The organism is Roseovarius sp. 217, assembly GCF_000152845.1.
In the GTDB taxonomy this organism is placed as follows: domain Bacteria; phylum Pseudomonadota; class Alphaproteobacteria; order Rhodobacterales; family Rhodobacteraceae; genus Roseovarius.
The window spans coordinates 938,553-959,250 of the sequence record NZ_CH902584.1 but is presented as its reverse complement, the minus strand read 5'-3'; the positions used below and the strand labels follow the sequence as shown (position 1 = coordinate 959,250).

General features: G+C 62.8%; 22 protein-coding genes. 19 read left to right on the top strand and 3 right to left on the bottom strand.

Annotation, left to right across the window (positions count from 1 at the left end):
- The first annotated feature begins 172 nt into the window (after positions 1–172).
- Entirely contained in the window at positions 173–559 is a 387-nt protein-coding gene (gene ybgC, locus ROS217_RS04475) for a tol-pal system-associated acyl-CoA thioesterase (protein ID WP_009816484.1), read from the top strand.
- Here ybgC and ROS217_RS04470 read toward each other — a convergent pair.
- Entirely contained in the window at positions 536–1,285 is a 750-nt protein-coding gene (locus ROS217_RS04470; protein ID WP_083781512.1) for a redoxin domain-containing protein, read from the bottom strand. The two genes, ybgC and ROS217_RS04470, sit on opposite strands and share 24 nt — an antisense overlap.
- Before the next feature lie 321 nt (positions 1,286–1,606).
- On the opposite strand from ROS217_RS04470, the gene ROS217_RS04465 reads away from it, so the two are divergent.
- From ROS217_RS04465 to folD, 13 genes are all read left to right on the top strand, one after another.
- Positions 1,607–2,335 carry a response regulator transcription factor gene (locus tag ROS217_RS04465; protein WP_009816482.1) on the top strand — a complete coding sequence of 243 codons (729 nt, stop codon included), beginning with the start codon at positions 1,607–1,609 and terminating at the stop codon, positions 2,333–2,335.
- A gap of 159 nt (positions 2,336–2,494) precedes the next feature.
- Positions 2,495–3,190: a protein TolQ gene (gene tolQ, locus ROS217_RS04460; protein WP_009816481.1), complete on the top strand. Its 696-nt coding sequence runs from the start codon at positions 2,495–2,497 to the stop codon at positions 3,188–3,190.
- A 3-nt stretch (positions 3,191–3,193) separates the two neighbouring features.
- Positions 3,194–3,667: a protein TolR gene (tolR, locus tag ROS217_RS04455; protein WP_009816480.1), complete on the top strand. Its 474-nt coding sequence runs from the start codon at positions 3,194–3,196 to the stop codon at positions 3,665–3,667.
- A gap of 11 nt (positions 3,668–3,678) precedes the next feature.
- Positions 3,679–4,824, top strand: a complete 1,146-nt coding sequence (locus ROS217_RS04450; protein ID WP_009816479.1) for a biopolymer transporter TonB — start codon at positions 3,679–3,681, stop codon at positions 4,822–4,824.
- Positions 4,821–6,146: a Tol-Pal system beta propeller repeat protein TolB gene (tolB, locus tag ROS217_RS04445; protein WP_040650358.1), complete on the top strand. Its 1,326-nt coding sequence runs from the start codon at positions 4,821–4,823 to the stop codon at positions 6,144–6,146. Before ROS217_RS04450 ends, tolB begins: the two co-directional genes overlap by 4 nt.
- 75 nt (positions 6,147–6,221) lie before the next feature.
- A complete protein-coding gene (gene pal / locus ROS217_RS04440) occupies positions 6,222–6,734 on the top strand; it encodes a peptidoglycan-associated lipoprotein Pal (protein ID WP_009816477.1) in 513 nt (170 codons plus the stop codon).
- A gap of 21 nt (positions 6,735–6,755) precedes the next feature.
- A complete protein-coding gene (gene ybgF / locus ROS217_RS04435; RefSeq protein ID WP_009816476.1) occupies positions 6,756–7,601 on the top strand; it encodes a tol-pal system protein YbgF in 846 nt (281 codons plus the stop codon).
- Positions 7,598–8,857, top strand: coding sequence for a tRNA lysidine(34) synthetase TilS (gene tilS / locus ROS217_RS04430; protein WP_009816475.1), 1,260 nt, complete (start codon positions 7,598–7,600; stop codon positions 8,855–8,857). Before ybgF ends, tilS begins: the two co-directional genes overlap by 4 nt.
- Before the next feature lie 79 nt (positions 8,858–8,936).
- Positions 8,937–10,859: an ATP-dependent zinc metalloprotease FtsH gene (ftsH, locus tag ROS217_RS04425; protein ID WP_040650357.1), complete on the top strand. Its 1,923-nt coding sequence runs from the start codon at positions 8,937–8,939 to the stop codon at positions 10,857–10,859.
- A 62-nt stretch (positions 10,860–10,921) separates the two neighbouring features.
- Positions 10,922–11,641, top strand: a complete 720-nt coding sequence (locus ROS217_RS04420) for a methyltransferase domain-containing protein (RefSeq protein WP_441295881.1) — start codon at positions 10,922–10,924, stop codon at positions 11,639–11,641.
- 64 nt (positions 11,642–11,705) lie between these two features.
- Positions 11,706–12,311: an MOSC domain-containing protein gene (locus tag ROS217_RS04415; RefSeq protein WP_009816472.1), complete on the top strand. Its 606-nt coding sequence runs from the start codon at positions 11,706–11,708 to the stop codon at positions 12,309–12,311.
- A 150-nt stretch (positions 12,312–12,461) separates the two neighbouring features.
- On the top strand, positions 12,462–14,138 hold the full coding sequence (locus ROS217_RS04410; protein WP_009816471.1) for a formate--tetrahydrofolate ligase: 1,677 nt from the start codon (positions 12,462–12,464) through the stop codon (positions 14,136–14,138).
- A gap of 91 nt (positions 14,139–14,229) precedes the next feature.
- On the top strand, positions 14,230–15,120 hold the full coding sequence (gene folD / locus ROS217_RS04405) for a bifunctional methylenetetrahydrofolate dehydrogenase/methenyltetrahydrofolate cyclohydrolase FolD (RefSeq protein WP_009816470.1): 891 nt from the start codon (positions 14,230–14,232) through the stop codon (positions 15,118–15,120).
- Between the two features lie 4 nt (positions 15,121–15,124).
- On the opposite strand, the gene ROS217_RS04400 is transcribed toward folD, so the two are convergent.
- Together ROS217_RS04400 and ROS217_RS04395 are read right to left on the bottom strand one after the other, a co-directional pair.
- Positions 15,125–15,847 (bottom strand): vWA domain-containing protein, encoded by a 723-nt coding sequence (locus ROS217_RS04400; RefSeq protein WP_009816469.1) that lies wholly within the window; start codon positions 15,845–15,847, stop codon positions 15,125–15,127.
- Between the two features lie 103 nt (positions 15,848–15,950).
- Complete coding sequence (locus ROS217_RS04395) at positions 15,951–16,799, bottom strand: hypothetical protein (RefSeq protein ID WP_009816468.1); 849 nt, start codon at positions 16,797–16,799, stop codon at positions 15,951–15,953.
- A gap of 305 nt (positions 16,800–17,104) precedes the next feature.
- Between ROS217_RS04395 and rplO the strand changes: the two genes are divergently transcribed.
- The 5 genes from rplO to rpsK all read left to right on the top strand — a co-directional run bounded on the left by rplO (position 17,105) and on the right by rpsK (position 20,680).
- Positions 17,105–17,578: a 50S ribosomal protein L15 gene (gene rplO / locus ROS217_RS04390; RefSeq protein ID WP_009816467.1), complete on the top strand. Its 474-nt coding sequence runs from the start codon at positions 17,105–17,107 to the stop codon at positions 17,576–17,578.
- Between the two features lie 111 nt (positions 17,579–17,689).
- Positions 17,690–19,054, top strand: a complete 1,365-nt coding sequence (gene secY / locus ROS217_RS04385; RefSeq protein ID WP_040650356.1) for a preprotein translocase subunit SecY — start codon at positions 17,690–17,692, stop codon at positions 19,052–19,054.
- Positions 19,051–19,695 carry an adenylate kinase gene (locus ROS217_RS04380; RefSeq protein WP_009816465.1) on the top strand — a complete coding sequence of 215 codons (645 nt, stop codon included), beginning with the start codon at positions 19,051–19,053 and terminating at the stop codon, positions 19,693–19,695. Before secY ends, ROS217_RS04380 begins: the two co-directional genes overlap by 4 nt.
- 211 nt (positions 19,696–19,906) lie before the next feature.
- Complete coding sequence (gene rpsM / locus ROS217_RS04375; protein WP_009816464.1) at positions 19,907–20,275, top strand: 30S ribosomal protein S13; 369 nt, start codon at positions 19,907–19,909, stop codon at positions 20,273–20,275.
- Positions 20,276–20,290: 15 nt separating this feature from the next.
- On the top strand, positions 20,291–20,680 hold the full coding sequence (gene rpsK / locus ROS217_RS04370) for a 30S ribosomal protein S11 (protein WP_009816463.1): 390 nt from the start codon (positions 20,291–20,293) through the stop codon (positions 20,678–20,680).
- Positions 20,681–20,698: the final 18 nt, after the last annotated feature.

The window sequence follows — 20,698 nt, the reverse complement described above, 5'->3', positions numbered from 1 at the left end:
CACGTTGCGGGTGCAATTTTTGCGCCGTTTCAGTTGATCTCGCGTAATATACGGCCACCTCCGCGCGCCACAACCCAGCTTGTGACGATTTTCCACGTCGTGAAACCGCGGCTCTTGCGCGCAGCCCCGGAGGGTGCTTTGCTGCACCTGCATCCCAAACAGGACAGAGCCCGTGACCAGCCCGCCGCATGTCTTTCCCATCCGCGTCTATTACGAGGATACCGACATGGGCGGGATCGTTTATCACGCCAATTACCTGAAATTCATCGAACGCGCCCGCAGCGCATGGGTGCGCGACCTTGGCATTGATCAGAACGCCATGCGCGCGGCGGGCACGATTTTTGTGGTCCGCCGGGTCGAGATGGATTTTCTCGCCCCCGCGCGCTTCGACGATCTGCTCGAGGTCGAGACCCGCACCATCACTGTCACCGCCGCACGTCTGGTGATGGAACAGACCGTGACGCGCGGGACAGAGCGGCTCTTGCAGGCCGTGGTGACGGTGGTGTGCGTGGGGCCTTCTGGTCAGCCTGTGCGCTTACCCTTGCTTCTGCGTCCCTGACACCAGCCTGAGGTGGCTTTTCGGTTCGACCACCCGCAAATAGGGTGTGAGTCTTACCGAGTCAGAGGCGAAATGCCGTCTGACCTCGGATTCCGGGAGCGTGTCAGGGACGATCACGAGATCCCCATGGTCCCAGTCAGCGGGCGTGTACGCGCCGGTTCTGTCGTGTAGCTGTATCGCCTTGGTCACGCGCAAAACCTCATCAATGTTGCGCCCGATATAGGTCGGATACTCAAAGATCAGCCGCACCTGCAAGGCCGGATCAATGAGAAAGCTCTTGCGGATTGGTCGTGACACCTCCTGCTTGTCATGAACCATCCCGAACAGCTGGGAAAGTTTCAGGTTTAGATCGCTCGCGCCGGGAAAATCGACGACACAGCCAAATAGCTTGTGGATATCCTCGTGCCAAGCGCGTTGGTCTTCGACCGTGGCCCCGGTCAGCGCCAGATTCTTGAGATTGATCGCCTGACACTCCGACGAACAATCGGCAAGGGCGGCAAGCTCGGTCGTACAAACCGACGTATAGGCGCCGGGATGGCTGAACAGATGGACCCAACTCCCCTCGGCCCAGTCCCAAAACCGCAACGGACCCTGGGTCGTATCCACAGTGAAATCAGGAAATGTGTCACCAATCTGCGGCAACCATTTAACGGAGCGCCGCAAAGAACTCGGCAGTCTGAGAACCTCGTTCCCCGGTCCGCGCGGGGTAAAGAACTGAATAGTCATAACATGCACCCCATAGTCTTATGATTGTATCCCGTTGCGATCTGCAACACAGAGAGGATCATCTTCGATTGTGTCCACAATCGGGCGAAGCCGTTTAAGGTTCTGTTTCCTAGGATTACCAAATGTTTTCTAGTGTGGGTTGTGCTCCAAAGATTACTTCTATATGCCTCTTCACGATTTTGTGAGTATCGGGACCAACCGGTCTGATCCCAGAGCGCCGCGGCATGTTCTTTTGTCCTCCGGCTTTCCGTTTTACCCCCCCCCATTTCGCCATCGGCACGCGCGCCGGAGAGGTGCGGGCAGACTCAAAGCGAGACAAGAATGCCACTCAGGGCTCTGGTTCTGGATGAGGACCGCACGACTCATTCGCTCGTGACAGACCGGCTTGCGGATGAGGGCTTCGAGACCGTTTCATGCGGCCCGGATGACAGCGTTCTGGCAACCGTCGAGCGGCATCAGGTTCACATCTGTCTGGTTGCGACCCGTTACCGTGGACTTGATGGTTATGAAATAGCGCGCGACCTGCGTCACAGATCCGCAGCGGGCGTGATCGTGATGGGCAACTCCAATGACGAGATCGACACGGTCATGGCGCTTGAAATGGGGGCCGACGATTACCTCGCCAAACCGATTCGCCCCAGAGAACTCTGCGCGCGGGTCCGCTCGGTGTTGCGTCGGACCGTGATCACACCGCTGCAAGAGGGCGGCGCGCGGCCCCTGCCTGATCGCTATTTACGCCGTGTCGACGACATGGAAATCTGCGGCGTGGTCCGCAGTGTCAATGTTTCAGGCCGTCTTGTCGACCTGACCACGCTCGAGTTCGACGTCCTGATGGTGCTCGCGTCCCATACGAATGCCATCTTGTCCCGCGACAAGATCATCAACTCCGTGCATGGCAGCGACTGGTCGATCAGCCACCGGTCGGTGGACGGGATTATCAGCCGCCTTCGCCGCAAACTCTTTGATAGTGATGAGGGCAACCGCCGCATCAAGACGGTGCACGGGCGCGGCTACATGCTGCTCGAAGCACAATCGGAAGGCAAAGCCTGAGCCGCGCGGCATGATCCGGCAATTATCCGCCTGATCCTTGCGCGAAATTCGCCTGAAACCCGCGTGAACCATCGGATGGTGTTGGCTTTCCCCATACAAATAGGATAGTTTGCCTCGCAATAAGGCCGGAAAACGGCCAGACACATAAAGAGCAGGCAAATGGAAGCAGAAACCCTGGCATTGGCACAGGAGATGGATTTCTCCATGTGGGCGCTTTTTGCGCGCGCCACCTTCATCGTCAAACTTGTGATGTTCATGTTGATCGTGGCCTCATTCTGGTCGTGGTCGATCATCATTCAAAAGATCATCGTCTACCGCAAGGCCCGGCTCGAAGCCGAAATCTTCGACCGCCGATTCTGGTCCGGAGAGCCGCTCGATGGTCTCTTCGACGAAATCGGCCCCGATCCCGCCGGACAATCCGAGAGGATTTTCGCCGCCGGGATGATGGAATGGCGGCGTAGTCATCGCAATGATGGCAACCTGATCGCCGGGGCCACAGCGCGGATCGACCGCAGCATGGATGTGGCCATCGCCAAGGAATCCGAAGGGCTCCAGAGCGGGCTTCAGGTGTTGGCGACAGTCGGCTCCACCGCACCCTTCATCGGCCTGTTCGGCACGGTCTGGGGCATCATGCACGCCTTCATCGAGATTGCCGAGCAGCAGAATACCAACCTTGCCGTCGTCGCACCGGGCATCGCAGAGGCGCTCTTGGCCACCGGCCTTGGCCTCATCGCGGCCATTCCGGCGGTGATCTTCTACAACAAGCTGAGCGCCGATGCCGACCGCATCGTCGCGGGATACGAGGCCTTTGCCGACGAATTCGCCACCATCCTCAGCCGACAGTTGGACAGCTAGACCATGGGCGCGGGTGTCGTTCAGAAATCGGGCGATCAAGGGCGTCGCAGGCGCGGGCGCGGCCGCTCGCGTCCGATGGCAGAAATCAACGTCACGCCCTTTGTGGACGTGATGTTGGTGCTTTTGATCATCTTCATGGTCGCCGCGCCGCTGATGGTGGTGGGCGTGCCCGTGGAATTGCCCAAGACCGCCGCGAATTCCCTCCCAAGCGAGGAAGAAGAGCCGTTGACCGTCACCGTCACCGCCGACGGTGTCGTGATGATCCAGACCACAGAGGTGCCGCGTGACGAGTTGATCGCCCGCCTGCGCGCCATCGCCACCGAGCGCGACAGCACGCGGGTTTTCCTGCGCGCAGACGGGGCTGTGCCCTATCTCGAAGTGATGCAGGTCATGGGCGCGCTCAATCGCGGCGGCTTTGGCAATATCGGGCTGGTCACAGATGCTGGCGGCCCGGCGCTTGACGGGCAGGGCGGCTAGGGGCGCATCTGGTGAACACCGGACAGATCATATCGGGCGCGGGCCATCTGGCATTGATCAGCTGGGCCCTGTTCGGGGGCGTGTTCCGCTCTGATCCACCACCCTTCGAGGTGGTCGAAGCCACGACCATTTCCACCGAAGACTTTGCCGCCCTCGTCGCGCGCTCGACCTCGCCCGAGGCCGTCGCCAATATCGACACCCCAGAGCCCCCCGCGCCGGGCGATGCCGCCCCGCCGCTTGCCTCTACGCCGGATGCAGCACCCGAGAGCACGCCGCCCGACGCTCAGCAAAGCGTCCCGCCCGATCCCGCGCCGGATGTGTCCGAGATCACCCCACCCGCGCCCGCCGAGGTCGAAGACACAGCACCCGTGATGGACGTGCCGCAAGAGGACGTGGCCGTCGTGGTGCCCGAGGTCTCGCCCCGCCCCAAGCCGCGCCCGGTCCCCCGCGTCGCCCCCGAGGCCGTGGCACCGCCAGAGCCGGATGTGCGCATCGACGATGTGGCGCAACCCGACGTCACCCCCGACCAAGGGGCCGAGGTTCAGGAAGAACCGTCCGAGGCCACAGCCCCCGAAGAGGCCGCCACCGAGATCGTGACCGAGGCCGAAGAGCCGGAGCAATCCGCGCCCACCTCCTCGTTGCGCCCCAAACCACGCCCCGCGCGCCCCGTCGAACAGGCCGAAACCCCGGCCCCCGCCGAGACCCCGGAACCCGCCGCGACAGAGACACCGAAACCCACCGCCACCGCGCCCGCCACCGATCAGAGCGCCGTCAATGACGCGCTCGCCGCCGCCCTTGGCGCCAGCCAGCAGACCGACACAGCCCCCAGCGGCCCGCCTCTGACATCGGGCGAAAAGGACGCCCTCCGCGTCGCCGTGCAGCAATGCTGGAACGTGGGCTCTCTCAGCACCGAGGCGCTGGGCACAACGGTTGTGGTTTCGGTCCGAATGGGCGAGGATGGCAGGCCAGACAATGGCTCGATCCGCATGGACAGTTTCTCGGGTGGCGCTGACGCTGCGGCCCGTCAGGCCTTCGAGGCCGCCCGCCGCGCCATCATTCGTTGCGGTGCCAATGGATTTAACCTACCTGCTGACAAATACGATCAGTGGCGTGACATCGAAATGACATTCAATCCGGAGAGTATGAGGATCAAATGATGCGCTTTATGATGACCCTCCTTGCAGCCCTCACGCTTTGGGCCATGCCCGCACTGGCGCAGGGCAACGGCCCGCTTCGGATCGAGATCACCGAAGGCGTGATCGAACCGATGCCCTTTGCCGCGCCTGATTTCGTGTCGGACAGCGCGGCGGGTCAGGAACTCGGCCGCAACATCGCCAGCGTGATCGCGGCCGACCTGTCGGGCACCGGCCTCTTTCGCCAGATCCCCTCCGAGGCGCATATCAGCCGGATCACCAGCTTCGAAAGCCCGGTGCAATATGCCGACTGGCGCGCGGTCAACGCGCAGGCGCTGATCACGGGCGCGGTCAGCACCGATGGGGCCGGGCGCATCGTCGCCAAATTCCGCATCTATGATGTCTTCTCCGGTCAGGAACTGGGATCTGGTCAGCAATTGGTCGGCACACAGGACGGTTGGCGGCGCATCGCCCACAAGGTTGCCGATCAGGTCTACAGCCGGATCACCGGCGAGGGCGGCTATTTCGACAGCCGCGTTGTGTTTGTCGCCGAAAGCGGCCCCAAGGACCAGCGCGCCAAGCGACTGGCGATCATGGATTATGACGGGGCCAATACGCAATATCTGACGGATAGTGCCAGCATCGTTCTGGCACCCCGCTTCTCCCCCACCGGCGACCGGGTGCTCTATACCAGCTACGAGACCGGCTTTCCGCGGATCTATGTCCTTGACGTCGCCAATGTTGGCCGCCGTGAATTGCCCACACTCGACGGCACCATGAGCTTTGCCCCACGCTTTGCCCCCAACGGGCGCACCGTGGTCTATTCCCTGACCCAGGGCGGCAACACCGATCTCTACACCATGGACGTCGGAAGCGGGGCCAGCACCCGGCTGACCACCGCCCCCTCGATCGAAACCGCGCCCAGCTATAACCCCGACGGCAGCCAGATCGTGTTCGAGAGCGACCGCTCCGGCACACCGCAGCTCTATGTCATGTCCGCAGGCGGCGGCGAGGCCCGGCGCATCAGCTTTGGCGAGGGGCGCTACGGCACGCCCGTCTGGTCGCCGCGGGGCGATCTCGTGGCCTTCACCAAGCAATCCAAGGGCCGGTTCCACATCGGCGTCATGCGCACCGATGGCAGCGAAGAACGCCTGCTCACCGCCTCTTTCCTCGACGAAGGCCCGACATGGGCACCCAATGGCCGCGTGATCATGTTCACCCGCGAGACCCAAGGCGCGCAGGGTCAGGCCAGCCTCTATTCGGTGGACATCACCGGGCGCAACCTCAAGGCCGTGCCCACCAACACCGGGGCGAGCGACCCGTCGTGGTCGCCGCTCCAGAATTGAACAGACAAGGCCTGCGTTTCCTTGGGGCGCAGGCTGTGATATTAACGGCCAAGGCAGAAACCGAATGGGGCTAAAATGACCTATCTGAGCAAGACACTGATCCTCTGTGCAGGGCTGGCACTGGCCGCCTGTACCAATCCTGATCGCTTCGACAACGGCAATTCCGTCGATCTCAATAACGGTGCCGGGGCTGGCCTTGCAGGGTCGGCGCAGGACCCGACGTCGGCGGCTTATTTCCAGCAGGCCGTTGGCGACCGCGTGCTGTTCGAGGTGGACCAACCCACCCTCAATGCAACGGCACAATCCACGCTTGACGGTCAGGCCAACTGGCTGATGACCAATCGCGATTTCACCGCCGTGATCGAAGGCCACGCCGACGAGCAGGGCACCCGCGAATACAACCTCGCCTTGGGTGCGCGCCGCGCCAACGCCGTGCAGGAATATCTGATCACTCAGGGCGTCGCCCCCAACCGTCTGCGCGTCGTCAGCTTTGGCAAGGAACGCCCGATCGAGATTTGCAGCAACGAGGCCTGCTACACCAAGAACCGCCGCGCGGTCACCGTGCTCGCCGCCGGTCTGGGCAGCTAAGCCAACAGAGAGGGCAGAACCATGCGCCGTTTCGCGTTTCTTCTGGCCGCTGGCCTCTTTGTCGCGCCCTATGGGGCTGTCGCGCAATCGGATCAGACCTTGGCCGATATCCGACAGGAACTGTCGGTCCTTTACGTGACCTTGCAGCATCTCAAGCGCGAACTCAGCACCACTGGCGGCGCGGGGCAACTCGGCGGCGGCGGCTCGCTCGTGGACCGCGTGAATGCCATCGAAAGCGAGGTGCAGCGCCTCACGTCCAAGACCGAAGAGCTGGAATTCCGCATCGACCGCGTGGTGTCTGACGGCACCAATCGCGTGGGCGATCTGGAATTCCGCCTCTGCGAACTGGAACCGGCCTGCGACATCGCCACGCTGGAGCCGGGCAGCACTCTGGGCGGGGTTGATCCGGTGACAGCGGGCGGCGGCACCGCCGCTCTGCCATCACCGTCGACCCCCACGCCCACTGACAATGCCCCCCAACTTGCAATCGGCGAAAAGGACGATTTCGAGCGGGCCGAGGCCGCCTTGCAGGCCGGCAACCACGATGAGGCGGCGGCAGGGTTTGCCACCTTCCTCTCCACCTATCCGGGCAGCCCGCTGTCGGGCCGGGCCGGTCTCCTGCGCGGCGAGGCGCTCGAGGCATCGGGCCAACAAAGCGAGGCCGCGCGCGCCTATCTCGACAGCTTCAGCGCCGCCCCCGACGGCGCAGAGGCCCCGGAATCCCTCTTTCGTCTGGGCCGCGCGCTTGGCCGTCTGGGCCAGACCCAAGAGGCCTGCGTGACCCTCGCCCAAGTGGCGGCGCGCTATCCCACGGCGGCGGCCGTTGCCTCCGCGCAAACCGAGATGAGCCGCCTGGGCTGTTCGTGACACCGCCCGATGCGCGGCTCCGCGACCGTGTCGCGGCCTGTTTTGCAGGGCATCCGCCGCCCCGGCTCGGGGTGGCGGTCTCCGGCGGAAGCGATTCGCTGGCGCTCCTCCATCTCCTCCATGACTGGCAGCGCGCAGGCGGCCCGGCCCTTGCCGCTGTCACCGTCGATCACGGCCTGCGCCCCGAGGCGGGGGCCGAGGCCGCAGAGGTGGCGCATATCTGCGCCCGCCTCAATGTGCCGCACCACACTCTGCATTGGCAGGGCTGCGGCGGGTCCGGCAATCTGCCCGACCGCGCCCGCCGCGCCCGCTACACGCTCATGTCGGACTGGGCCGCGGCGCAAGGCCTGACCGACATCGCCATCGGCCATACTCAGGACGATCTTGCCGAAACCTTCCTGATGCGGCTGGCGCGCGGCGCGGGGGTGGACGGTCTCGCCGCCATGCGCCCGCGCTGGACCCAAGAGGGCGTGACCTTTCATCGCCCGCTCCTGGGTCTTGCCCGCGAAGCCCTGCGCGACCATCTTCGCGGGCTCAGGCAGACGTGGATTGACGATCCTACAAATGTGGACACGTCTTATCTTCGCCCGCGCGCGCGCGAAATCCTCGCGGCTCTGGCCCCTCTGGGCCTGGATGCCGCAACCCTTGCCGAAGTGGCGTGCAATCTGTCGGACGCGCGCACCGCGCTCTCTCACACCACCCACGCCGCCGCCCGCACGCTCACCCGTGTTGAGGCAGGCGACCTGCTCATTGATCACGCGGGCTTTGCCAATCTGCCCGATGAGATCGCCCGCCGCCTGCTGCATGGCGCGCTCCAGTGGCTGACCGGGGCGGAGTATCCGCCGCGTGGCGCGGCCCTGTCCGCCCTGCTCGCAGCGGCGCGCGCAGGCCAGACCATGACCCTGCAGGGCGGCCTGCTTTTGCCTGCCAAATCCGGTCACCTGCGCCTCACGCGCGAATATGACGCGGTCAAGGATCTGCGTACGCCCGCAACCGCCCTGTGGGACACTCGCTGGCAGGCAATCGGCCCGTCAGATCCTGCCGATATCGAGATTGCGGCCCTCGGTCCTGCGGGCCTGAGCGCCTGCCCCGATTGGCGTCTCAGCGGCCTGCCGCATGCGTCTGCCTTGGCGACACCCGGTCTCTGGCAGGGCGATTCCCTGATTGCCGCACCCCTCATGGGCTGGCCGAACGGCTGGGCCCTGACCCTGCGCCGCGATCAGGACAATCTGCTGATGGCGCTATTATCTCATTGAAGATAGGCCCGTGATCTCTATTTATGATCCACGCACCCTGTGCTAGACGCACGGGAATACGAATTTTGGGAGAGAACCCTTGGGTAACGCAAGAAATATCGCCTTCTGGCTGGTGCTGTTCCTGTTGATCCTCGCGCTGTTCAACCTGTTCAGTGGCTCGGGCAACACACTCCAGAGCCGCGCGGTGCCATATTCCGATTTTGTCGAGGCAGTTGACAGCGGTGCCGTGAGCCAGGTGACACTGGATGGCGAAACCGTCCGCTATCGCGGCGCGGATGGTCAGGACTACGCCACGATCAAGCCCGAGGATGCAGAAATCACCCAACGCCTGATCGACGCAGGTATCCCGGTCAAGGCCGAGAGCCAGCAGCAATCCGGTTTTCAGACCTTTCTGGTCTCGCTCCTGCCGTTCCTCCTGTTGATCGGCGTCTGGATCTATTTCATGAACCGCATGCAGGGCGGCGGCAAGGGCGGCGCGATGGGCTTTGGCAAATCCAAGGCCAAGATGCTGACCGAAAAGCATGGCCGCGTGACCTTTGACGATGTGGCTGGCATCGACGAGGCCAAGGAAGAGCTTGAGGAAATCGTTGAATTCCTGCGCAACCCGCAGAAATTCTCGCGGCTTGGTGGCAAGATCCCCAAGGGCGCGCTGCTGGTCGGCCCGCCGGGCACCGGTAAAACCCTGCTTGCCCGCGCGATTGCAGGCGAGGCGGGCGTGCCCTTCTTCACCATCTCCGGCTCTGACTTTGTGGAAATGTTCGTCGGCGTCGGTGCATCCCGTGTGCGCGACATGTTCGAGCAGGCCAAGAAGAACGCGCCCTGTATCGTCTTTATCGACGAGATTGACGCCGTCGGTCGCCACCGCGGTGCGGGCTATGGCGGCGGCAACGATGAGCGGGAACAGACGCTGAACCAACTCCTTGTCGAGATGGACGGGTTCGAGGCAAACGAAGGCGTGATCATCATCGCGGCCACCAACCGCAAGGACGTGCTTGATCCCGCGCTCTTGCGTCCCGGTCGCTTTGACCGTCAGGTCACCGTGCCCAACCCCGACATCAAGGGCCGCGAGAAAATCCTCAACGTGCATGCCCGCAAGACGCCGCTTGGCCCCGATGTGGACCTGCGCCTGATTGCACGCGGCACGCCGGGCTTCTCGGGGGCGGACCTTGCCAACCTCGTCAACGAGGCGGCGCTGACCGCCGCGCGTGTGGGCCGCCGCTTTGTCACCATGGTCGATTTCGAGAACGCCAAGGACAAGGTGATGATGGGGGCCGAGCGCCGCTCGATGGTCCTGACCGACGACCAAAAGGAAAAAACCGCCTATCACGAGGCCGGGCATGCCGTCGTGGGCCTCGCCCTGCCGAAATGCGATCCTGTGTATAAGGCCACGATCATCCCGCGCGGTGGCGCCCTCGGCATGGTGGTTAGCCTGCCCGAGATCGACCGCCTCAACTGGCACCGCTCGGAATGCGAAGAGAAACTCGCCATGACCATGGCGGGCAAGGCTGCCGAAATCCTCAAATACGGCGAGGATAACGTCTCCAACGGTCCCGCAGGCGACATTCAGCAGGCCAGCGGTCTGGCGCGCGCCATGGTGATGCGCTGGGGCATGTCCGACAAGGTCGGCAATATCGACTATGAACAGGCGCACGAAGGCTACATGGGCAACGGCGCGGGTGGCTTCTCGATTTCCGCTCATACCAAAGAGCTGATCGAGGAAGAGGTCAAACGCCTGATCGACGAGGCCTATATCCGCGCCAAGAAGATCCTGACCGACCGTCAAGAGGATTGGGAACGTCTGGCACAGGGCCTTTTGGAATACGAAACCCTGACCGGCGAGGAAATCAAGCGCGTCATGCGCGGCGAGCCGCCCGCGGCGGATGATGACGATGATGGCACGGCAGAGGCCATGAAACCCTCTGTCACCGCCATCCCCAAGACCAAGCCCAAATCCACGCCTGGCACCGGTGACGGCGGGCTGGAGCCAGAGCCCTCGACGTGAGCACGACTCCCGCGAAACAAGACTGGAATCCCGGAGCCTATGCAAGGTTCCGGGATCAACGTCTGCGCCCCGCCCTCGATCTCTTGAACGCGGTCGGGCAAATGGGCGCGGGGGATGTGGTCGATCTCGGCTGTGGCAATGGCGTGATGGCCGAGGCGCTGCGCGCCCGTGCGGGCAATCGAACGGTGGTCGGCGTCGATGCCAGCCCGGCGATGCTCGAAAAGGCCCGCGCGGCCGGGGGCTATGACGCGCTGCAACAGGGCGACATCGCCGATTGGCATCCGCGCCGCGCGCCGGGTCTGATCTATTCCAATGCGGCCCTGCATTGGGTTGGCAATCACGAGGCGCTGATGCCCCGGCTGGTGCGCATGCTGGGCAAGGGGGGCACGCTCGCCGTGCAGATGCCGCATCAGAACAAGGCGCCGTCCCACCGCGTCTGGCTCTCGCTCGCCAAAGAACTGTTTGACGGCCGAGTCGAGAAAATGGGCACTCCCGGCGTGATGACCCCAATCAGATACGAGGAACTGTTGGCCCCCCTCGGTCAATTCCGCCTCTGGGAAACCGACTATTACCAACGCCTCACCGCAGAACCCGGCAGCCATCCGGTGCGCCGCTACACCGAGAGCACCTATGCCCGCCCAGTGCTGGCCGCGCTCGAGCCGGATGAAAAGGCCGATCTCATCCGCCGCTACGAAGAGGTGATGCACACCGCCTATCCGGTCCGCGCCGATGGCACCGTGCTCTTCCCCTTCCGCCGCCTGTTCTTTACCCTCACCGTTTGAGCCGCACGGCGAGCGACCCTGCGGGGCGAGTATTTGTCACCAAGAAAAAACGGGGCGCGCACCAATGCCTGCATTGATCCCAACCGAGTATGAGGCTCGACTCACATGGTTGGGCCGGGTTGCCCAGCGCGACACCACGCTCGAAGCGGAACCGCTCGACGCCGTGGACGTGACCTTCGCCGGGATCGCAGGCGAGGACCACGCAGGCTTGACGCGTCCCTCCTGTAGCCGCGTGCTGTCACAACATCCCCGTAACACCGAGATCCGCAATGTGCGGCAATTCTCGGTGCTCTCGGTCGAAGAGCTCACAGCCATCGCCGCGACCATGGGCATAGCGCGGCTCGACCCGGCATGGCTCGGGGCGTCGTTGGTGATCGAGGGTATTCCCGATCTCAGCCACCTGCCGCCTTCGTCGCGCCTGCAAGGGCCGGATGGGGTGACGTTGGTGGTGGATATGGAAAACCGCCCCTGCCAATTGCCCGCCAAGGTGATCGAGGGATACGCGCCGGGCTTTGGGGCGCGGTTCAAGCGCGCGGCCTCGGGGCGGCGCGGCGTCACCGCTTGGGTCGAGCGCGAGGGACGGCTCAGCCGCGGCGATACCCTGCGCCTGCATATTCCCGATCAACCGATCTGGTCCGAGCTGTCGCGTGCCCGTGGCAGCCTGCTCTGAAAGTCCCCAAAATCGTTTCCGATCCGACACAGACTGCGACAGCCCGCCGCAACCACGGGTCCATGTGTCGGATTCGCATGCTGTGGGATGCCGGGGATTGGCTATGACCGTGGTCAGACCAGGCTCAACAGACAAGGGAAGGAAACGACTATGGGTTACAAGAGCGATATCGAGATTGCACGCGAGGCAAAGAAGCGTCCGATCCAAGAGATTGGCGAAAAGCGCGGCATCTCCAACGAAGATCTGCTGCCCTATGGACATGACAAGGCCAAGGTGAGCCAGAAGTTCATCGATTCGGTGCAGGGCAACAAGAACGGTCGACTCATCCTCGTGACCGCCATCAACCCGACGCCGGCTGGCGAAGGCAAGACCACGACCACCGTCGGTCTCGGCGATGGCCTGAACCGGATCGGCAAAAAGGCGACTGTCTGCATCCGCGAGGCCTCGCTCGGGCCGAACTTCGGCATGAAGGGCGGGGCCGCGGGCGGTGGCTATGCGCAGGTCGTGCCGATGGAGGACATGAACCTCCATTTCACCGGCGATTTCCATGCCATCACCTCGGCGCATTCGCTGCTCAGCGCGATGATCGACAACCACATCTATTGGGGCAACGACCTTGACATCGACACCCGCCGCGTCGTCTGGCGTCGCGTGGTGGACATGAATGACCGCTCCCTGCGCCAGATCACATCCTCGCTCGGCGGTGTGTCCAACGGCTTTGCCCGTGAAGACGGGTTTGACATCACCGTGGCCTCCGAAGTCATGGCGATCCTCTGCCTCGCCAAGAACCTCAAGGATCTCGAAGACCGTCTCGGCTCGATGATCGTGGCCTACCGCCGCGACAAGACACCCGTCTTCTGCCGTGACATCAAGGCCGAGGGCGCGATGACCGTGCTCCTCAAGGACGCGATGCAGCCGAACCTGGTGCAGACGTTGGAAAACAACCCCGCCTTCGTGCATGGCGGCCCCTTCGCCAATATCGCGCATGGCTGCAACTCGGTCATCGCCACCACCACCGCCCTCAAGATCAGCGATTACGTTGTGACCGAAGCGGGCTTTGGTGCCGACCTTGGCGCTGAAAAGTTCATGAACATCAAATGCCGCAAGGCGGGTCTTGCCCCCGATTGCGTGGTGATCGTGGCCACGGTCCGCGCGATGAAGATGAACGGCGGCGTGGCCAAGGCCGATCTGGGTGCAGAGAATGTCGACGCGGTCAAGTCCGGTTGCCCCAACCTTGGGCGTCACATTGAGAACGTCAAATCCTTTGGTGTGCCGGTTGTGGTTGCGATCAACCATTTCGTCACCGACACCGACGCCGAGGTTGCAGCCGTGAAAGAGTATGTCGCGGGCCACGGCGCCGAGGCGGTGCTGTCACGTCACTGGGAACTCGGTTCCGAAGGCTCGGAGCCGCTGGCACGCAAGGTGGTCGAACTGGCCGAGTCCGGCAAAGCCAACTTTGCACCGCTCTACCCCGATGATATGTCGCTCTTCCACAAGATCGAGACCATCGCCAAGCGCATCTACCGTGCCGACGAGGTGCTCGCGGATCAGAAAATCCGCAATCAGCTCAAGGAATGGGAATCGCAGGGCTATGGCAACCTGCCGGTCTGCATGGCCAAGACGCAGTACAGCTTTACCACCGACCCGAACCGCCGCGGCGCGCCCACCGGCCACTCCGTGCCGGTCCGCGAAGTGCGGCTCTCGGCCGGTGCTGGCTTTGTCGTGGTGGTCTGCGGCGAGATCATGACCATGCCGGGCCTGCCCAGCAAACCTGCCGCCGAGACGATCCGTCTCAATGCGGGTGGTCAGATCGAAGGTCTCTTTTAAGCCAAACCGAACAGCGCCGCCCGGGGTATAGTGCCTCGGGCGGCGCTACGCGTTGGGCGTGAATATTTCAAGAATGAGGAAAGGGCTGCGAATGACGGCTAAAGTGATCGACGGCAAGGCCTTTGCCGCAGAGGTGCGCGCCAAGGTGGCGTCGCATGTGACGCGCCTGAAAGAGGCAAACGGCATCACGCCGGGTCTCGCGGTGGTGCTTGTGGGCGAAGATCCGGCCAGCCAGGTCTATGTCCGCTCCAAGGGCAAGCAGACCGTCGAGGTGGGCATGAACTCCTATGAACACAAACTTGACGTAGACACGTCCGAGGCCGATCTCCTGGCGCTGATCGACCAACTCAACAAGGACGCCACCGTGCATGGCATCCTCGTGCAATTGCCGCTTCCGAAACATCTCGACTCCGATCTGGTGATCAATTCGATTGATCCGGCCAAGGATGTCGACGGCTTTCACATTTCCAACGTGGGCCTCTTGGGCACCGGCCAGAAATCCATGGTGCCGTGCACGCCCTTGGGCTGCCTGATGATGCTGCGCGACCATCACGGCTCGCTTGCGGGCATGGATGCCGTGGTGCTTGGCCGCTCGAACATTGTCGGGAAACCCATGGCACAGCTTCTCTTGGGCGATAGCTGCACCGTCACGATTGCCCATAGCCGGACCAAGGACATCGCCGATGTCTGCCGCCGCGCCGATATCGTTGTGGCCGCCGTCGGTCGCCCCGAAATGGTGCCGGGTGACTGGATCAAGCCGGGGGCCACCGTGATCGACGTGGGCATCAACCGGATCGAGCGGGACGGCAAGACCGTCCTCGTCGGCGACGTCGATTACGCCTCGGTTGCCGCTGTTGCCGGGGCGATCACCCCGGTGCCGGGTGGCGTCGGTCCGATGACCATCGCCTGCCTCTTGGCCAATACCCTCACCGCCTGCTGCCGCGCAAATGGTCTGACAGAGCCCGAGGGCCTCACGGCCTGAACGCTCAGCCCCGCCCACGCGGCGGGGCTTCCACCCACAGCCCGCCGATCAGCGGACAGCCCAGCGTCTCGCGCAGGGCTGCCACCAACTCGTCCACCGTTTCGGTCGAGACGAACAATCCCCCCGTCGCATCCGCCAGACATTTCGCAACCGTCTGCCCGTCATAGCCCTTCGCCTCGGGGCTGTTCCACGAAAACGGGTCATGCACCACGCGAAATCCGATCACATGCACCGTGAGGTCGCGCGCCTCCGCCGCGAGCGCCGTCCCGAGCGCACAGGGCGTGCCGCCGCAGGTCTCATTGCCATCCGTGACCAAGACCACGATGCCCGGGTGCGTGCGATAGCCCAAGACCTCCGCCGCCGCCGCGACTGAGGCGGCAATCGGGGTCAGGCCACCGGGCGTCAACGCCTCGATCCCCGCCACCACCGCAGCCCCGGCATCCGGCATCGGGCCAAAGTGGCGTGTGATCCCGGAACAGGGATGACTGCCCCCCGCGCCATAGCTCAACAGGCCAATCCGCCGATAGGGCGCAATCTCGGGCATCACCCGCCGCAGGGCGACGCGCGCCTCGATAATCCGGGTCGGGGCGGTCGGATCATGTCCCACCTCCGCCATGGACCCCGACCCGTCGAACACCAGCATCGCATCGGTGGCGCATCCCGTCGCCGCCATGGACGCAGGTCCCGGCAGGATCGTCAGGGCAAGGCAGAGCGCCAGAGCGCGCATCGCGGGCCTCCGGTCAGGGCAGTACTTCCAGCCTATCGCGATCCCGCCACATGTCCAGAGAGGACGCATGCGTTGAGGGGTCATGCCCCCTTGCGGCGCGTCGTCACAACACCTTCAGGCAAAAGTGGAATTCGTGCAGCGGGCGATAGGTCTTGACCAAGGCATGCAGACCCAGGTTGATCCCAAGCTCTGGAAAGACCTCCGTCAGGTCGACAAACTCCTGATCCGTGAGCACGTTGCAATGCACATCGACATAGCGCGTCTGGGCCTGCTGCATCATCTCTTGCGCATGGCCGAGGGAAAATCTCCGAGGCGCACCGTGATCCGCACCCTTGGTCCAGATCTGACCCGCTTTGACCTCCCTGTTGTGATAGAAATGATCGAACACGGTCTGCGGGTCCGGCTGGGAAATATCCCGCGCATGGCGGTCCAGAAACTGGCCCAATGTCGTTCTTGGGCGGTCGATATCATAGGTGTAGCGCCGATCCGGAAAGGCACCGATGACTGTGCCCCCGCTGCCCAGTTCCGTCGCGATGTCGCGCAGAAATCCCAAAAGGTTCGGAATATGCTCGTAAACATGCGATCCAAAGACGAATTTGACCCCATGCCCGGAAATCGCGCGCGGCAGGGACACGGACTTCAGCACATAATCCACCTCGACAACCTTCTCGACATGCCGCAGCGGGCTGCGACCCGCGAGATATTTGAGGTCGTCCGTCGTATTGACGTCCGCATAGCGCACATTCCAGTCCGGGCGGGTCAAAAGTGGGCGGTCAAAGGGGCCAATCTCCACCCCCAGAGCCTGAGGCTCGACGCAATTCGCCACAAACTCCAAGAGGCGCGGTCCTCTCTGCTCCAGCGCCAAGGCCGCATCCGCTGCGGTAAACCGCACCTCTTGCTTCTGTTCCGAAACCGGACCGGGCCGAGGGGACTTGCTGAAAAACCGCATCATTTAGGAACCTTTTACCATCAGACGTCAAATCTGGTTGTGAACTGTCCCTAGACTTACCGACTGGCGCAGTGTTTGAAAAGTTGTGGCAGATCCCTTCGTCACCGGTCACCGGCCAGTGTCGCCAAGATCCCCTGAGGTCTGCGCGCGCAAACCACGACACCCAACGCATTCTCAGCCCTTGATCCCGACGCGCCCTGCGTCTATACGCCCCCGGTGGCCCCGTCTTGGGGTCCGACTCAACCCACACACGCCGCGTTCGGCCGCTCCCGTCGCTGGGGGCCGCATCCGGCAAGGAGATAGCGACAATGAAACTGCATGAACTGCACGACAATCCCGGTGCCACCAAAAAGCGCAAGCGCATTGGTCGTGGTCCGGGTTCCGGCATGGGCAAAACCGGTGGCCGGGGTATCAAAGGTCAGAAATCCCGTTCGGGTGTTTCGATCGGTGGCTACGAGGGTGGCCAGATGCCGCTCTATCAGCGTCTGCCCAAGCGCGGCTTTACCAAGCCGAACCGCAAATCCTTTGCCGTCATCAATCTGGGTCTGATCCAGAAATTCGTCGAAGCCGGTAAGATCGACGCAACCGCCCCGATCACCGAGGATGCGCTCGTCGCCTCCGGTCTGGTGCGCCGCAAACTCGATGGCATCCGCGTCCTGAACAAGGGTGACGTGACCCTCAAGCTGACCATTCAGGTTACAGGCGCCTCGCGCTCCGCGATCGAAGCGGTCGAAAAGGCCGGCGGCTCCCTCTCGGTCACAACCGCGCAGGCGGCTGAATAAGAGGTTGTGAGCGGCACCCGTGCCGCTTACATATGGCCCAAGTTTTCCTTTGACGCCGCCTGAGCTGGAAAACAGCCCAAGGCGGCGTTGTCACATGAAAGAGACCCGCGAATGGTATCTGCAGCAGAGCAAATGGCGGCCAACACTAGCTGGTCCGCGCTTGGCAAGGCCACCGAACTGCGCAAACGCATCCTGTTCACCCTCGGCCTGCTGATTGTCTACCGGCTGGGCACCTTCATCCCCGTGCCGGGGATTGATGGGATCGCGCTGCGTGAATTCATGGAAGGCGCGCAGGCGTCCATTGGCGGCATGCTGTCGATGTTCACCGGCGGCGCACTCGGGCGCATGGGCATCTTTGCTCTGGGGATCATGCCCTATATCTCGGCGTCGATCATCGTTCAGTTGATGACCGCCATGGTGCCCGCTCTTGAGCAACTCAAGAAAGAGGGCGAGCAGGGTCGCAAGAAGATCAACCAATACACCCGCTACGGCACGGTCGTCCTCGCCACGCTGCAATCCTACGGTCTGGCCGTCAGCCTGCAATCCGGCGAAATGGTCACGAATCCGGGCATGTTCTTTATCGTCTCCTGCATGATCACGCTGGTCGGCGGCACCATGTTCCTGATGTGGCTGGGCGAACAGATCACCGCGCGCGGCGTCGGCAACGGCATCTCGCTGATCATCTTTGTCGGCATCATCGCCGAGGTTCCCGCCGCTCTGGCGCAGTTCTTCGCCTCTGGCCGCTCCGGCGCTGTCAGCCCTGCCGTGATCGTCGGCGTGATGGTGATGGTCGTCGCCGTGATCGCCTTCGTGGTCTTCATGGAGCGGTCCCTGCGCAAGATCCACATTCAATATCCCCGCCGTCAGGTGGGCATGAAGATCTATGATGGCGGCTCCTCGCACCTGCCGGTCAAGGTCAACCCGGCAGGCGTGATCCCGGCAATCTTTGCCTCCTCGCTGCTCCTGCTGCCTGCGACGATCACCACCTTCTCGGGCAGCACGACCAATCCGGTCCTCTCGACCGTGATGGCCTATTTCGGCCCCGGCCAGCCGCTCTATCTGCTGTTCTTCACGATCATGATCGTGTTCTTCGCCTATTTCTACACCTTCAACGTCGCGTTCAAGACCGATGAAGTGGCCGACAACCTCAAGAACCAGAACGGCTTTATTCCCGGCATCCGTCCGGGCAAGCGGACAGCGGAATATCTCGACTATGTTGTGGCCCGCGTGCTGGTTCTGGGCTCTGCCTATCTCGCGGCGGTCTGCCTTCTGCCCGAGGTGCTGCGCAATCAATTCGCGATCCCCTTCTACTTTGGCGGCACATCCGTGCTGATCGTGGTCTCTGTCACCATGGACACGATCCAGCAGGTGCAATCGCACCTCCTCGCCCATCAATACGAAGGGCTGATCGAGAAATCCCAGCTCAGCGGCAAGGGCAAGAAACGCTCCCGCAGAAAAGCACCGGCGCGCAGATGAATATCATCCTTCTCGGACCGCCGGGCGCGGGCAAGGGCACACAGGCGCATCATTTGGTCGAGAGCCGCGACATGATCCAGCTCTCCACCGGCGACATGCTGCGCGCCGCCAAGGACAGCGGCTCGGACATGGGGCGGATCGTCGCCGATGTCATGGCGCGCGGCGATCTTGTGACTGATGAGATCGTGATCGGCCTCATCCGCGAACAATTGCAGGCCGAGCAAAAGGGCGGCTTCATTTTTGATGGCTTCCCCCGCACGCTGGCACAGGCCGATGCCCTCGCCGACCTGCTCGAAGAGATGGGCGAGACCTTGGAGGCCGTGATCGAACTGCGTGTCGATGACGAGGCGCTCGTTCAGCGCATCACAGCCCGTTCGACCTGCGGCAACTGCGGCGAGGTCTATAACGACATGACCAAACCCTGGCCCGCCGATGGCAAATGTGCCAAATGCGGCTCGACAGATGTCAGGCGCCGCGCCGACGACAACGAAGACGCGCTGCGCAACCGCCTGATGGAATATTACAAGAAAACCTCCCCGCTTCTCGGCTATTACTACGCTCATGGCCAACTGACCTCGGTCGACGGTCTGGCGGAAATCAATGTGGTTCAGGCCGAGATTGCCAAAGCACTTGACAAATAGGGCAATGCCGGAGGGCGGGGCCTTGACGCTCCGTTCATTTCCCCCTAACCAGCCCTATCTCGAACGCGAGATTGATTCTATTTCCGGGTCGCCCCCGAATTGCGAATCGCTCATCTGATATCAGCCGCGGCCCGGTGCGTGATCGCCTCGGGCTTACGTTGTGAAAAAAGGTTCTGGTGCTACGGAACCGCAACGAAAAAGGAAACTGCACTTGGCACGTATCGCCGGCGTCAATATCCCGACCAACAAACGGGTTCCAATCGCCCTCACCTATATCACCGGAATCGGCCATTCCTCGGCTAAATCCATCTGCGAAGCCCTCAACATCGACACCTCGCGTCGCGTGAACGAGCTGTCGGATGCCGAGGCCCTGGCCCTGCGCGAACACATCGACGCGAATTTCACCGTCGAAGGTGACCTGCGCCGTGAATCCCAGATGAACATCAAGCGCTTGATGGATCTGGGCTGCTACCGTGGCCTGCGTCACCGCCGCAATCTGCCGGTGCGTGGTCAGCGGACCCACACCAATGCTCGCACCCGCAAGGGCCCGGCAAAAGCCATTGCCGGCAAGAAGAAATAAGGGAGGGCATTCAATATGGCACGCGATACCAAACGCACCAAGAAAAAGGTCTCCAAGAACATCGCCACCGGCGTTGCTCATGTGAACTCGTCTTTCAACAACACCAAGATCCTGATCTCGGATGTGCAGGGCAATGCAATCGCATGGTCCTCTGCCGGGACCATGGGTTTCAAAGGCTCGCGTAAATCCACGCCCTACGCCGCTCAGATGGCTGCCGAAGATGCAGGCAAAAAGGCGCAGGAACATGGCATGCGGTCGCTCGACGTCGAAGTTCAGGGTCCGGGTTCGGGTCGTGAGTCGGCGCTGCGCGCTCTGGCCGCCGTTGGCTTCAACATCACCTCGATCCGTGATGTGACCCCGATGGCTCACAATGGCTGCCGCCCGCCGAAACGCCGCCGGGTCTGATACAACATCTATCCAGGT